Below are 14357 nucleotides of genomic sequence, written 5' to 3' on the forward strand. Positions count from 1 at the left end.
CAGCAAATGGTACTGATTGAGTGATACCGTTATTAGGGAGAGCTTTTGCTCTTCTTCCAGTTACTTAATAATGTTCAGTATGGAGTTGCATAAGAATTAGGTGATTGGGAGAAGAATAAAACTTCATGTACTGAATGCAATATAAATAAAAGAATAGTAGAAGTTATAGCGAATCCATGTAGGTGCTTGTATTTTTTAGATTGGCAGGTATTTTGTTATTTTTTATAAAATAATAGTACATATTCCCAAATGATATACCTTGTTTATGGTATATTAAAACGAAGGGGGAGAAAGTGTATGTCAAGGAGACAAGCAATAAATGAACTAGCCTATAATTTACACGATATACTAGATTTAAAAGTTCCAGTTGCTATTGAAAGGGTACCAGAATCATTAGGTGGAGCAATTAAATATGTTGATTCACTAGAAGAGGGAATGGAAGCTAAAATTGAAAAAATGCCTTCAAATCATGAAAAAAAGTTTATCATCACTCTCCAAAGTGAAACGTGTGAACAAAGGCGGAGGTTTTCAATAGCCCATGAGCTTGGACATTTATTTTTACATATGAAATATTTAATTGATCAGCAGGAATGGGAAAAGAACGAAGAGTATAAAGATTCCGTATATTATAGATATGGCCATGGAATGGAAGAAAATGAAGCAAATGAGTTTGCGGGGGCTTTTTTAATGCCTAAAGATAAATTTCTTGAAGTTGCTCAGAAAAATTTTAAACAAGGTAAATATCATTTAGATCCAATTGCGAAATATTTTGATGTGTCTGTTTCGGCAGTAAGAGTAAGAGGAAGATGGTTAAACCTATTTAGTTGGGAGGATTAAAATATTGGTAGGAAATGTTTCTATAGCGCCAGAACAATTAGTTGCAGCGAAAAAAATTATGGAAACGGATGTTAATTTATCAGGGGTTTATATTTTTTATTCATTTGATTTAGTTAATTCTACTAGTTTTAAAGCTAAATTTACAGATGGTTGGCCAGAGGTTGTAGAGGGCTTTTATGCATTGGTAAAGGAAAAGCTGATGCTCTTACATAATGGGGTAAAGGTCTGGAAATATATTGGGGATGAAGTATTATTTTATAAAAGGTTGTCTAAATTACAAGAAATGCATGAAGCGCCGAGAGTTGCATTAAAGGTAATTAGATATATGAATGAAGAACTTTCTAGGGTGTTTCCTAATTCACAAAAATTACTTGATATAAAAGCAACAATTTGGTTGGCTCCAATAGATGATAAAACAAAACAACAAAATAAATATATGACTAGAAGAAACCTTGTATTTCAGGTTGATGGTATAAGAGGAGATGGCCGAAAGGATTTTCTAGGACCTGATATTGATATGGGATTTCGACTTTGTAAACATGCTCATAAACAAAAAGTTCTGGTGAGTCCCGAGTTAGCCTACTTAATTTGGTTGAGAAGAGATGTACTAAGAAATATCGAACAGAAAGACAGGTATGATGTGGATGAATCTTTAAAGATAGTATCTTATGAAAAGATGAAAGGTATTTGGGATGATAGGCTGTATCCTATAATATATTTTTTTGATAAATGGGATAAAGTTGAAGAAATCTATGAGTATGATGATCTTATTAGTCCATCTCCAGTATTGCAAAATATGACAAAAAAAAGGCAAGAATATTATTGGGAGATTAAGTATTTAGAAAGAATCTTGTCTGATTTAGGGAAAAAAGAAGAGGTAGAGAGTTTTATAGATGTAATTGAAGATACTGAACCTATAAATGATGAACGCACAATTATTCCTTTAGTACCGGTAGAGAGAATATCTGAAGTACATTGCGTAGCGGTATGTTTTAATAATGAAGGTGAGATTTTATTAGGGAAAAGGCCCAAAACAAAACGTGTAGCTGCTGGAAAATGGGAATTTGGATGTGGTCAATTAAGTGTTTCAAAGGATTTTGAGTCTGCTCTTGTTACAAGTTATCAAAAGGATTTTGGTGTAAGAATAAATTTTGGGAGTGAATTAAGGCCTGTACGTATATTTCAGGTTCCTAATCCAATTAGAGCTATATCCGGTATTATATTTATTGCAAAAACTGAGAACAGAGATATTCAAAAGAATAGTCATGATGAAGTTATTTGGTTTAATCCAAATGATATTCAAAAAGTTGACTTAAGAGAATATGTCGATGATTTTGAAAAAAGTGTAAGAGTAGCTTGTAAGGCTGCTCTAGAACAATTCCCTCAACTGAAAGAGAAAATATTTCTATAGGTGTGAGTTACATGGATGTTATAAAAAGTATATATGAAGATGTTAGAGAGTGGCTGAAGTTTGCAGAAACTAAAAATGCTGCGTTGTTAACTTTTAATGGTGTAGTAGTATTTGGGGTTTTAGATAAAATAATTGATAAAATAAGTGAACCTGTTATTAAAACAGCTTTAATTATTGGCTGCTCAATTATCATGATAAGTATAGTCGTTAATTTAATTTCATTTTCACCTCTATTGAATAGAATACGAGAAGCACAAAGCAATGTTTTGAATAGTTCCATTGGCTATCATAATTTAATGTTTTATGGAGTTATTAAAGATTTTAGCCCACAGGCATATTTAGATGCTATTAATACAAAGTATGACATCCCAGTAGATCAGAAGAATTTGGACTTTGCTATACAAGTAGTTACGTTATCTCAAATTACTTATAGTAAGTTGCTGTTTTTTAATTTGGGTTTATGTCTTACATTTATAGGGTTTTTGATTCCTCTTTTAGCCTGTATAATAATGTTTTTCGTGAATATTTAGTTGGTAATTTTGTGCATAGAAGATATTTTTAGTTAAAAAGCATCAGAATAGATGCTTTTTTTTATTGGAGAAAATGAACACCTAAAAGGAAGGGATACTGAAAGTAGCTAAACTTAAGAAATATATATAGTGATTAATATTTTATAATAAGAAAAAATAATCGGTGGAGAACGATGGAAGAATACAAAACCAAACAACAGAAGCGTAAGTTCTATGACAGTGGTGAGTGGAAGAGTATACGAGAGCAAGTAAAGAAGCGTGACAACTACGAATGCCAAGAGTGTAAGCGAAATGGTCGAGTACAAACAGATACCAATGAGTACAGTGAGAGTGCCAAGCGTAAGAAGATTCAACTCGTTGTCCATCATATCAAAGAGCTTGAGCATCATCCTGATCTTGCATTAGATATAAACAATCTTGAAACAGTTTGTGTAAATTGTCATAACAAAGAACACGGAAGAGTTTACGAAAAGAAACAAAATATATGGGAACATGATGAAAAGTGGTAAAGCAATATAAAAATAGTCCCCCCCTTAAAATATTTCATCAAAAAATGCTCAAAGGGGCACCGGAGGAGGGGGTTAACTGTCAGGTTTTTTTCGATTTTACGCACGTAAGGGGGGTGGGTAGATGGCTGTTAGTATTGTGAGGTTAAAAGAACAGCTTATGAATAGTATTGATATTACAGATTTAGTCGAAGTTGAAAAGGTAGAAAGATATATTGATCTTGTAAAAGCATTTAGAAAAATAAATAAAACTATTAATAAAGAAGGCGAGTCCGTAACGATAAAAAACGGTTCTCAAGTTTTTGTTAAAGCCCACCCTCTTATAAGTGAGAGGAATAAAATTAACAGTTCATTAATTGCTTTGGGAAGAGATATAAAACTTTCTCCTAAAGTTGGTGCTTCTAATTCGGGTTACAGTCCAAGTGATTTAGTATGATTAGGCAAAAATATGTAGATGAATACATTGAACTTTATAGAAGTGGTAAAGTAAAGTTCAACAATGAAAGAGAACTGTTAATTGAATACCTGGAAAAATACGTTTTAAATAGAGACGACTTGTATTTTGATGATGAAATGATCGAGAAGTGTATCCGCTTTGGTGAAAAGTGGTACTTTTCATTACAGTCATTTCAAAAATTCTTAATAGCATTCGTCTTTTTATTTTATAAGAAAAATGGCCGTGTATTTTATCGTAAATTCTTGTGGATGCTTGGCCGTGGCGGCGGTAAAAATGGTTTAATGACAGTTATTCTTCACTTTTTAATAAGCGAATTACATGGCATTCCTGAATATAACATTTCCGTTGTTGCAAACAGTGAAGAGCAAGCAAAAACAAGCCCAGATGAAATTCATAAATGTATTAAAAGAAATGAAGTTTTACAAAGAGCTTTTAAAACAACATTAACACAAACCATTTCGAAATCGACTGGAAGTGTAGTGAAGTTTAGAACATCAAACGGAGACACAAAAGATGGTCTTCGCGATGGAGCTGTAATGTTTGATGAAGTCCATCAATATGAAAGCAATAAAGATGTCCGTGTTCACATCAGTGGTTTGGGAAAAAAGAAAAATCCGCGTGAGTTTTACATTGGTACAGATGGATATGTAAGAGATGGATTCTTAGATAAATTAAAAGAAAAGGCAATGAAAGTTTTAAAGGGTGAAGCCCGTCCGAATGCGCTGTTCCCTTTCATCTGTAAATTAAATGATGAAAAAGAAGTTGATGAAATCGATAATTGGGAAATGGCGAATCCAATGTTATCTCAGCCGTTAAGTGAGTATGCTGAAGGCTTACTTGAAACAATAAAAGAAGAGTATGAGGATTTAGAGGACGATCCAAGTAACCGAGAAGAGTTCATGACAAAGCGAATGAACTTACCTGTTACAAATTTAGAACGGTCCGTTGCAAAATGGTCAGAAATTCTTGCTACAAATCGTCCTTTTCCTGATTTATATGCTCAAGAATGCATAGGGGCGTTAGACTTTGCAAGTATTCGGGACTTTGCAGCATGTGGTCTTTTATTTAGACAAAATGGGGAATACATTTTTAAAACTCATTCCTTCGTACGAAAAGAATTTGTTGATATCTATTACGGATATTCTAAAAAAGCAGGCGAGTTCAAGAAACAAAAATTCGCTCCAATTAAAGAGTGGGAAGAGCAAGGATTACTAACAGTTGTTGATGAACCGACTATTAATCCTCAACACATTGTTGATTGGTTTGTAGAAATGCGAGAACAATATGGGATTAAAAAAATTATAGCGGATAACTTCCGTATGGAAGCAATAAGACCACTATTAGTAGCAGAAGGATTTGAAATAGAAGTTATACGAAACCCAAAAGCAATTCATAGTTTGTTAGCTCCACGTATTGAAATGGCATTTGCGAATAAACAAATTGTTTTTGATGATAATCCGCTAATGCGTTGGTATACACAAAATGTATTGGTTGTTATCAAAGCTGATGGAAATAAAATATATGAAAAGAAAGAGCCCGTTCGTAGAAAAACAGACGGGTTTCAGTGTTTTGTTCATGCTCTTTATCGGGCGGATGAGATACAAGAAGCTACTGATTTTGTTATAGGCAATATTAAATTCTAATAAAGGGGGTGATAACCATTGGATGGTTAGGTTCAGTATTTAAAAGAAATAAAGAACTAGAATTCATGTTGGATCTGGACATAATAACTGATACTGCAAACAGGCTTCATATGAAACGATTGGCAATTGATACATGCGTTTCATTTTTAGGAAGAACGATTAGTCAATCTGAATTTAGAATAAGAAATGGTAAAGCATTTAAGAAGAATGAGCTTTATTATCGATTAAACGTAAGACCAAACAAGAATATGACCGCAAGTACCTTTTGGGAACGGTTTGTTCGAAAACTTATTTATGATAATGAGTGTTTAGTTATACAAGCAGATGATGGTGATTTACTTATTGCAGATGGATTTCAACATAATGAGTACGCTGTGTTTGAAGATACTTTTACGGATGTAAGGGTAAAAGATTATACGTTTAAGAGAAGTTTTAAGCAAAGCGAAGTTATTCATTTGAAGTATCGAAATGATAAATTAACCCCACTTATTGATGGATTATTTGCAGATTATGGGGATTTGTTCGGCAGAATATTAAACTCTCAAAAACGTAAAAATCAAGTTCGTGGAACAGTTGATATGGATATGATTGGTGCTAAAACTGAGGAACAAATAGCAAAGTTACAAGAGTTTATAGACAACATGTATAAGTCAATTGGTTCAAAAGATATAGCTATTGTTCCACAGCAAAAAGGTATTAATTATAACGAGATATACAATGGTGTTGCAAATGGCCCAAGTGTGGAAGAAATCAATAAAGTAACAAATGGTTTCTTAAATCAAGTAGCTATGGCAATCGGTATTCCTATAGCTTTGATATATGGAGAAATGGCTGATGTAGAAAAGCAAACGAAAAATTATATGCTTTTCACAGTACGACCATTATTAAAAAAACTATCTGATGAAGCGAACGTTAAATTCTTTGAAATGAGTGAATATCTTTTGGGACAAAAAATTGAGGTTAAAGCTGTTTCCTACCAAAGTATATTTGATCTTGCGACAAGTATTGATAAGCTCATTTCTTCAAGTGCATTTACAGGAAATGAAATTCGTTCAGAAGTAGATTATGAAGAGTCAGATGATCCAAACCTAAATGTCCATCATATTACGAAGAACTATACAAAATTAAATGAATCTGAAGGGGGTGAGAAATGATGGAACATGTGAATATGAGTAAGCTTTTGAATTTAAAACGAGACATTCGTTTTGAAGCTAAAGGTGAAAATGAATACAAATTAACTGTTTATGGATCAATTGGTGGATGGTTTAGTGAAAATAATGCTGAAGCAGTAAGAAGAAAAATTCAAGATGTTAAAGCAGAAAAAATTCACGTTCATATTAATTCGGGTGGAGGTTCCGCATTCGATGGTGTAGCAATTTGTAATCAGTTAAAGCAGCATAGTGCAGAAATTATAGTTCATATTGATGGTTGGGCAGCTAGTGCCGCATCTGTAATTGCAATGGCAGGAGACAGAATTATTATGCCTAGTAATACTATGATGATGATTCACCAAGCAAGTACCTTTGAATATGGAAACGCAGATCTTTTTGAAAAAACAGCAAGAGATTTACGAAAGATTGATTCAGCTTTAGCAGGATCTTATAAGAAACGTTTTGTTGGAACAGATGAAGAATTAAAACAACTTTTAAAAGATGAAACTTGGCTAACAGCAGAGGAAGCAGTAGCTCTTGGTTTAGCTGATGAAATTGCAGATGAAATTGAAATTGATGATACGCAAGAGGATGAAGAGGAGGAAGTTGTAGAAAATTTAAAAGAAAGTTTAGTAGCTAAGTATACGAAACAACAAAATAATCAAAATCCAAAAGAGCTTATTCAAGAGCCTGTTCATACAAAACAGAATTTGAGTACGCTCTTTTTAACATTAGGAGGAAAATAAAATATGGTTATCAAGTTTAATAATTTTGAAGAAAAGAAACTAGCATTTGCAAAAGCTACACAGGAAGGTACAGCAGAAGAGCAATCAGTAGCATTGAACTCCATGATTGAAGCACTTGCTACAGATGTAAGAACAGATATTTTAAATCAAGTGAATGAATCAATGGTAGATCGTTCTATTATGCAATCTCGCGGTGCTAATGTATTAACAAGTGAAGAAATGAAGTTCTTTAATGCAGTTGTGGAAGAAGGCGGCTTTAAGTCTACTGAAACTTTACCTAAGACAACCCAAGAACGTATTTTTGATGATTTAGTTGAAGATCATCCTTTCCTAAAACATATCGGTCTTGAAAATCTGGGTGCAGTAACAGAATTTATTTATGGAGATCCAGAAGGCGCAGCGGTATGGGGACCATTATTTGATGGTATTAAAGGTCAATTAAATGCTACATTCCGTAAAGATAGCATTTCCCAACTTAAATTGACGGCATTTATTCCATTAGCAAATGACATGTTGAAACTTGGGCCTGTATGGGTAGAACGTTATGTCCGTACAATGATTACAGAAGCGATGAAAGTAGGTTTAGAACGTGGATTTGTAGCTGGTACAGGTAAAAATGAACCTATTGGGTTATTAAAAGATCCAAGTGGAAATGTTGTGAATGGAGTATATCCAGATAAAAAGCCAGTAGGAACTTTAACGTTCGAGCCAGGCCGCAAAACAATCAATGAATTAAAAGGTGTTGTTAAACTACTAGCTAAAAAGTTAAATGCTGATGGTTCAGACGCAGATCGACCAAAAAACATTGCTGGTAAAGTAGTTATGGTAACTAATCCGTTTGATACTTTTGATATTCAAGCAAACGCGACAATTCAAAATGCGGCTGGAGTATATGTAACTAGTTTGCCATTTAATCCAATTCTTACAGAGTCAGTGTTTGTACCTCAAGGAAAAGTATTATTCTTTGTTAAAGGTCAATATGTTGCAGCAATGGGTGGAACAGAGCCAATCAAGAAGTATGAAGAAACATTAGCTTTAGAAGATGCAACTGTTTATATTGCTAAACAATATGCTACAGGTAAACCGAAGGATAAATACACTTCACAAGTTTACACATTAAAGCTTGAAGAAGTAACACCACCGACTGAAGGGTGATGTAAATGGAGACAGTAATTTCAGACGAAATAATACAGCAGTTCAAAGATAGGATGCACTTGGGTGATGATGAAGACGATAACCTAAAGCGCATCCTTTTTGCATCCAATGAAGCTTTATTAAAAGTATGTGGATTGTATGACATAAACAAAGATGAGACGTTCAAAGAATTAGTTTTTGAACGTTCTCGTTATGCTTATAATGATGCACTTGAGTATTTTACTAAAAACTTTTTAACCGAAATTAATAGTTTTGGTATTGCAAAAGCATTAGAAGAAATCAAATTGGACGGTGAGTAATATGCGTCCTTTTCAGTATAAAAAACCACTGAATACAGGTGACTTTAGAAATCGAATTCGCATTGAACAACCTGAAATAATAAAAGATGAATTGAATCAAGCAATTGAAACAGGTAATTGGGAAGAAGTTAAAAGTGCATGGGCAATGATAAAAACGGTGAAAGGGTCTGAGTATATTGAAGCTTCAGCTTCACAGTCTACACGAATTTATCGGTTTGTAATTCCTTATACAACAGGTATTACAGAATTAATGCGAATTAATATGAAGAATCGTATCTTTGACATTATCGAACCGCCAATGAATGATGATGAAATGTATCAAACATTGACTATTATCGCAAAGGAGCATGTTTAATATGAGTAATTTTGCGAGTGATCTTGCAAGAGAATTGCAAAGATATGCAAATGTTGTGGAAGAAGAATTAACAACTGCACAAGAAGATGTAGCTGATATTGCTGTAAACAAGTTAAGACAAAATAGTCCTAAAAAAACAGGTGGTTATCGTAAAGGTTGGCGTAAGAAAAAAGTAGATAAAGCCGTTGTTATCCATAATACAAAAGGGCAATTAACGCATCTTTTAGAAAATGGCCATGCGAAAGCTAGTGGTGGCCGAGTACCGGAGAAAGTGCATATTCGTCCCGTTGAAGAGTATGTAATTGATGAATTGCCAAAACGTATTGAAAGGGCAATTGAATCATGACATTAACATTAGGAGAATTTATAAAAATTCTTGAAGCTACAGGCTATCCTGTGGCTTATTCGCATTTCATAGCAACACCAGGTAATCCAGTTCCGGCGCCACCGTATATCTGTTTTCTTGTGGATGGGTCAGCAAATTTAATGGCTGATAACAAGGTGTATCACAAGATAAATGATGTAAATATAGAGCTTTATACAACTAAGAAAGATGTAGTTGCGGAAGCCAAGCTAGAACAAGTTCTAGATGATCACGAGATTCCTTATGACTCGTATGGGACTTTTATTGAATCTGAAAATATGTATCAAAAATTTTATGAAACGAGGTTGATATAAATGAATGAAAATAAAGTAGCATTTGGTTTAAAGAATGTCCATTATGCGCTTTTCGATATTAAAGATGGTGTAGTTACATTTAATACACCAATTCCATTACCTGGAGCGGTTGAATTAACGTTTGATCCACGAGGGGATTTAATTGAATTCTACGCTGATGACATGCTTTATTACGCTGCAAGTAATAACCAAGGGTATGATGGAACGCTTTCTATTGCGACTATTCCGGAACAATTTGCAATTGATGCACTAGGAGAGGAATTAGACGAAGAAGATGGTGTGTTAAATGAGTTAGCGGATGCTAAAGGAAAATCATTTGCATTATTATTTGAATTTGATGGCGATGTACGAGCAACTCGACACGTTATGTTTAACTGTTCTGCAAGTCGTCCAACACTTGCATCTAAAACGAAAACAAATTCAGCGGAGCCAAATACAAATGAACTTAAATTTGTATCCAGCCCTATTGATATTAATGGAAAACGTATGGTTAAAACGAAAACTACTACTAAATCAAAAACAGATATTTATAATAATTGGTACAAAAAAGTGTATACAAAAGTACCTGTATTACCAAAAGGAGCGTAAGTAAATGGAAAAGACAATTACAATAGACGGAAAACAGGTCAAATTAAAAGCTAATGCAGCATCGGCCAAGCGATATAAGGCGCAATTTAGACGGGATTTATTTGCCGATATGTTTAAATTAGGAGCTATAGGTACATTCGCTTCGCAAGATGCAACAGAAGGTACTATTGATTTTTCTAACTTAGATTTCGACAAAGTAGATTTTGAAGTTTGTTACGATTTAGTTTGGCTATACGCTAAAACAGCCGATTCTGAAATTCCAGACCCGATGACTTGGTTAGAAGGATTTGATGAGTTTCCTATTTACGATATAATGCCGGAAATTAATGAGATGGTTCAAAAAACAATGGGAGCAAAAAAAAAGTAAAGAAAATTAATGGAAAGCAAGGGACTTTCGGTGATGAAGAATTAAGCACTGAATTGTTCCTTGCTCTTTGTTATGAAGCAAGGCTCACATATTGGGACTTAGAAGTGATGACGATTGGTGATTGTTTTGACTATATCGCTGAGTATGCTGAAATGAAAAATCCAGGAAAAGAAAAAGCGCGAAAAGCAACTCAAGAAGACTTTAATGCTTTCTAAGAAAAAGGGTGAGGTAATGGCAGGAGGAAAAATTAAAGGAATTACGATTGAAATTGGAGGAAATACGCAACCGTTACAAAATGCCTTAAAAGACGTGAATAAGCAAAGTGATTCTTTGACTAAAGAGTTAAAAGATGTTGAACGTTTATTAAAGTTTAATCCCGGTAACGTTGAGGCACTTGCTCAAAAGCAACAGTTGCTTACACAACAAATTGAAAAAACTACACAAAAGCTTGATAAATTAAAAGAAGCGGAGCAACAGGTTCAAGAGCAATTTCAAAATGGGAAAATTTCAGAAGAGCAGTATCGCGCATTTAGGCGTGAAATTGAATTTACACAAGGGTCACTTGATGGTCTGAAAAATAAGCTCGGTAATATGAAAGCCGAACAAGAAAATGTAGCAAGTTCAACACGGCAATTAGAAACTTTATTTAGTGCTACAGGAAAAAGTGTTGATGATTTTGCGAGCGCATTAGGTAATCGTCTTGTAAATGCAATTAAAAGTGGATCGGCTACAAGTCGACAGTTAGAACAAGCAATTGGTCTTATTGGTCGTGAAGCTTTAGGGGCTGAAGCTGATATTGAAAAATTACAACGTGCCCTCCGATCTGTGGATGCCGGAAACTCTATACAACAAGTACAAAATGAGTTAAGAGACTTACAGCAAGAAGCTGGCAGAACCGAGAAGAAGTTTGAAGGTCTAAAAGTAGGATTAGAGAATGTTATCGGCGGTTTAGCAGCTGGTGGTGGAATTGCAACAGCTGTTGAAAAAGCACTTGATATGTCAAAATTGAAAACCAAAATTGATATATCTTTTGATGTCCCTGAATCCTCGAAAAAATCAGTAGAAGAAGCAATAAGAGGCGTAACAGCTTATGGAGTGGATGCTGAAGAATCACTTGCTGGTGTACGTAGGCAATGGGCTTTAAATAAAGATATTAGTGATGAAGCGAATGCATCTATCGTTAAAGGTGCAGCAACAATCGCGCAATCCTATGACGGTATAGATTTTACAGAGTTGATTCAAGAAACCTATGAAATAGGAAATGAATTAGGAATAACGCAAGATAGTGCCCTTGGTATGGTTGATGCTTTGTTAAAAATGGGATTTCCGCCAGAACAGTTAGACATCATTGCTGAATATGGTAGCCAGCTAACCCGTGCAGGCTTTAAAGCTGAGGAAGTCCAAGCGATTATGGAAGCTGGTGTTGAAACTGGTAGTTGGAATATTGATAATCTTTTAGACGGACTGAAAGAAGGGAGGATTCAATTAACTGAATTCGCACAAGGAGCTGATAAGGCTTTAAAAGAAGCGCTTGACGGTTCTGGTATTGCGACTGAACAAATAGAAAAATGGGGAGCATCTGTCGCTAAAGGCGGAAGAGATGGCGCAGCAGCGATGGTAGAAGTAGCTAAAGCTATTGACGGAATAGAAGACCCAGTTAAGAAAAATCAGGTTGGGGTCAAAGTTCTAGCCACTATGTTTGAAGATCAAGGTCAAAATTTAACAAACACTTTAATTGAAGCTTCTAAGAAAACAAAAGATCTTCAACAAAACCAAGACAACTTAAATGAATCTGTTAAAAAATTAGATGCAAATCCAGCAGTAAAGTTTCAAAAAGCGATGGGCGATTTACAAATGGCTCTTGAACCTATACTAGGAGTAATTGCTGATGTTGTTGCTAGTATTGCTGATTGGATTTCTAATAATCCAGAATTAGCAGCGACCTTAGCAGCAGTTGCAACGGCTATTGGGGTAATTTCAGGGGCACTTATGGCAATTGCACCAATAGTTATGGCGGTCATGGGTGTATTTGAAATCGGAGCCGCCGCCGCACTAGGCATAGTTGCAATAGTTCCTATTATCATAGCGGCTATAGTTGCTCTAGGAGTGGCTATTTATAAAAACTGGGATGATATTAAAAATTGGACAATAGAAGCATGGGATTCTATTAAAGAGTACTTAGTAGAGCTTTGGGACGGGATATCCCAGTCCTGTAGTGAAGCATGGTCTTCATTTTTAGAAGCAATGCATGAATTTTTTGATCCGATAGGTCAATTTTTTAGTGATTTATGGGAGGGTGTGAAGCAGGCGTGTAGCGATGCATGGAATTCTACTGTTGAATTCTTTTCTGAAGCATGGTCTTCTTTCATAGAAATGATGCATAGTTTCTTTGATCCGATAGGTGAATTCTTTAGTAGTTTATGGTCTGGGATTGTTGAAACTGCTTCCTCTTGGTGGTCCTCTTTAGTTGAAACAGCATCTGAATTGTGGGGAACATTAACGCAAGCATGGCAAGAAACATGGGATACAATTCTTACTGTTTTAGATCCAATTATTTCGGCAGTTTCTACCGTTTTAGAAGCTGGTTGGTTGTTAATACAGGCAGGTGCGCAAATTGCATGGGCGGCAATCTGTCAATATATTATTCAACCGATTCAGGAAGCTTACGACTGGGTAAGTACACAAATCGGTGAAATGGTCACTTGGCTTGGTACACAATGGGAAATTGCAAAAGCAATGGCGCAAATTGCTTGGGGACTATTTAAGCAATATATTATTCAACCTGTTCTAGATACATGGAACTTAGTAAAAGAAAAGTTCAGTGATTTAGTTTCTTGGCTAAATTCACAATGGGAGACAGTTAAATCATATACATCAGCAGCATGGGGTTTATTTAAACAATATATTATAAAACCTGTACAAGATACTTGGAATTTAGTAAAAGAAAAGTTTAGTGATTTATCCAATTGGATGTTAGGAATTTGGGCGAAAATAAAAGGGTATACACTTGAAGCATGGAAGATGGTTTACACATACATCGTTGAACCAGTTATTTCAGCTTATAATTCTGCAAAAGAGAAATTCAATGATATGTACAACACAGCACGGGAAAAATTTGATTCTGTTAAGAATGCAGCTCAAGAAAAATTTGAAGCGGCAAAACATTTCATTATAGATCCAATTAAAGATGCAGTTGACAGTATAGAAAAATTCATTGGAAAGATTAAAGGATTCTTTAGTGACTTGAAGTTGAAAATTCCAAAACCAGAAATGCCGCCTCTTCCACACTTCAGCTTACAAACTAGTACGAAAAACATTTTAGGAAAAGATATTACATTTCCGTCCGGCCTCAATATAGATTGGCGTGCAAAAGGTGGTATCTTCACTAAACCGACTATCTTTGGAATGAATGGCGGAAACTTGCAAGGTGCAGGAGAAGCCGGAAAAGAAGCGGTTTTACCATTGAATAAAAAGACACTTGGAGATATTGGTGCAGGAATTGTAGCAGCCATGCCACGACAACAGTTTGTTATGCCGGGAGAAATAAATCAACTAATGGATGAAATGAGCCGTATGCTGGCTAGTTCTGTGAGTCAATTATCAGGATTAAAGAGTGTCATGAGTGGTGTATATG

At 34.9% G+C, this 14357-nt stretch carries 16 protein-coding genes; all 16 read left to right on the forward strand.

The features are described 5' to 3' along the window. Window positions 1–297 precede the first annotated feature (297 nt). Window positions 298–837: an ImmA/IrrE family metallo-endopeptidase gene (locus tag DN400_RS29160; RefSeq protein WP_147801883.1), complete on the forward strand. Its 540-nt coding sequence runs from the start codon at window positions 298–300 to the stop codon at window positions 835–837. Window positions 838–841: 4 nt separating this feature from the next. Beyond that, window positions 842–2248, forward strand: a complete 1407-nt coding sequence (locus DN400_RS29165) for an NUDIX hydrolase (RefSeq protein ID WP_147801882.1) — start codon at window positions 842–844, stop codon at window positions 2246–2248. 11 nt (window positions 2249–2259) lie between these two features. Further along, window positions 2260–2778, forward strand: a complete 519-nt coding sequence (locus DN400_RS29170; protein ID WP_147801881.1) for a Pycsar system effector family protein — start codon at window positions 2260–2262, stop codon at window positions 2776–2778. Between the two features lie 173 nt (window positions 2779–2951). Beyond that, window positions 2952–3287: an HNH endonuclease gene (locus tag DN400_RS29175; RefSeq protein ID WP_147801880.1), complete on the forward strand. Its 336-nt coding sequence runs from the start codon at window positions 2952–2954 to the stop codon at window positions 3285–3287. 121 nt (window positions 3288–3408) lie between these two features. After that, window positions 3409–3720 (forward strand): P27 family phage terminase small subunit, encoded by a 312-nt coding sequence (locus DN400_RS29180; RefSeq protein ID WP_000301142.1) that lies wholly within the window; start codon window positions 3409–3411, stop codon window positions 3718–3720. Further along, window positions 3717–5384 (forward strand): terminase TerL endonuclease subunit, encoded by a 1668-nt coding sequence (locus DN400_RS29185; protein WP_147801879.1) that lies wholly within the window; start codon window positions 3717–3719, stop codon window positions 5382–5384. The genes DN400_RS29180 and DN400_RS29185 overlap by 4 nt, the downstream gene beginning before the upstream one ends. A gap of 8 nt (window positions 5385–5392) precedes the next feature. Next, window positions 5393–6538 carry a phage portal protein gene (locus DN400_RS29190; RefSeq protein WP_033668749.1) on the forward strand — a complete coding sequence of 382 codons (1146 nt, stop codon included), beginning with the start codon at window positions 5393–5395 and terminating at the stop codon, window positions 6536–6538. Then, on the forward strand, window positions 6538–7281 hold the full coding sequence (locus DN400_RS29195) for a head maturation protease, ClpP-related (RefSeq protein WP_044798228.1): 744 nt from the start codon (window positions 6538–6540) through the stop codon (window positions 7279–7281). Before DN400_RS29190 ends, DN400_RS29195 begins: the two co-directional genes overlap by 1 nt. A 3-nt stretch (window positions 7282–7284) precedes the next feature. Then, complete coding sequence (locus DN400_RS29200; protein WP_048558708.1) at window positions 7285–8436, forward strand: phage major capsid protein; 1152 nt, start codon at window positions 7285–7287, stop codon at window positions 8434–8436. A 5-nt stretch (window positions 8437–8441) separates the two neighbouring features. Continuing rightward, window positions 8442–8735 (forward strand): hypothetical protein, encoded by a 294-nt coding sequence (locus DN400_RS29205; protein ID WP_000450783.1) that lies wholly within the window; start codon window positions 8442–8444, stop codon window positions 8733–8735. Between the two features lies 1 nt (window position 8736). Beyond that, the gene (locus tag DN400_RS29210; protein WP_001247293.1) at window positions 8737–9090 is read left to right on the forward strand and encodes a phage head closure protein; all 354 of its coding nucleotides are present in this window, start codon (window positions 8737–8739) and stop codon (window positions 9088–9090) included. Between the two features lies 1 nt (window position 9091). After that, window positions 9092–9436, forward strand: a complete 345-nt coding sequence (locus tag DN400_RS29215) for an HK97 gp10 family phage protein (RefSeq protein ID WP_000064422.1) — start codon at window positions 9092–9094, stop codon at window positions 9434–9436. Continuing rightward, a complete protein-coding gene (locus DN400_RS29220) occupies window positions 9433–9768 on the forward strand; it encodes a hypothetical protein (protein WP_000176452.1) in 336 nt (111 codons plus the stop codon). Before DN400_RS29215 ends, DN400_RS29220 begins: the two co-directional genes overlap by 4 nt. After that, the gene (locus DN400_RS29225; protein ID WP_043936395.1) at window positions 9769–10356 is read left to right on the forward strand and encodes a major tail protein; all 588 of its coding nucleotides are present in this window, start codon (window positions 9769–9771) and stop codon (window positions 10354–10356) included. Between the two features lie 4 nt (window positions 10357–10360). Next, window positions 10361–10723 carry a hypothetical protein gene (locus DN400_RS29230; protein ID WP_044798066.1) on the forward strand — a complete coding sequence of 121 codons (363 nt, stop codon included), beginning with the start codon at window positions 10361–10363 and terminating at the stop codon, window positions 10721–10723. 231 nt (window positions 10724–10954) lie between these two features. Further along, window positions 10955–14357: phage tail tape measure protein (locus DN400_RS29235; RefSeq protein ID WP_147802115.1), on the forward strand; the 3403-nt coding region annotated here is incomplete at its 3' end.

The organism is Bacillus sp. AR8-1, from assembly GCF_008042345.1.
Classification (GTDB): Bacteria; Bacillota; Bacilli; order Bacillales; family Bacillaceae_G; genus Bacillus_A; species Bacillus_A cereus.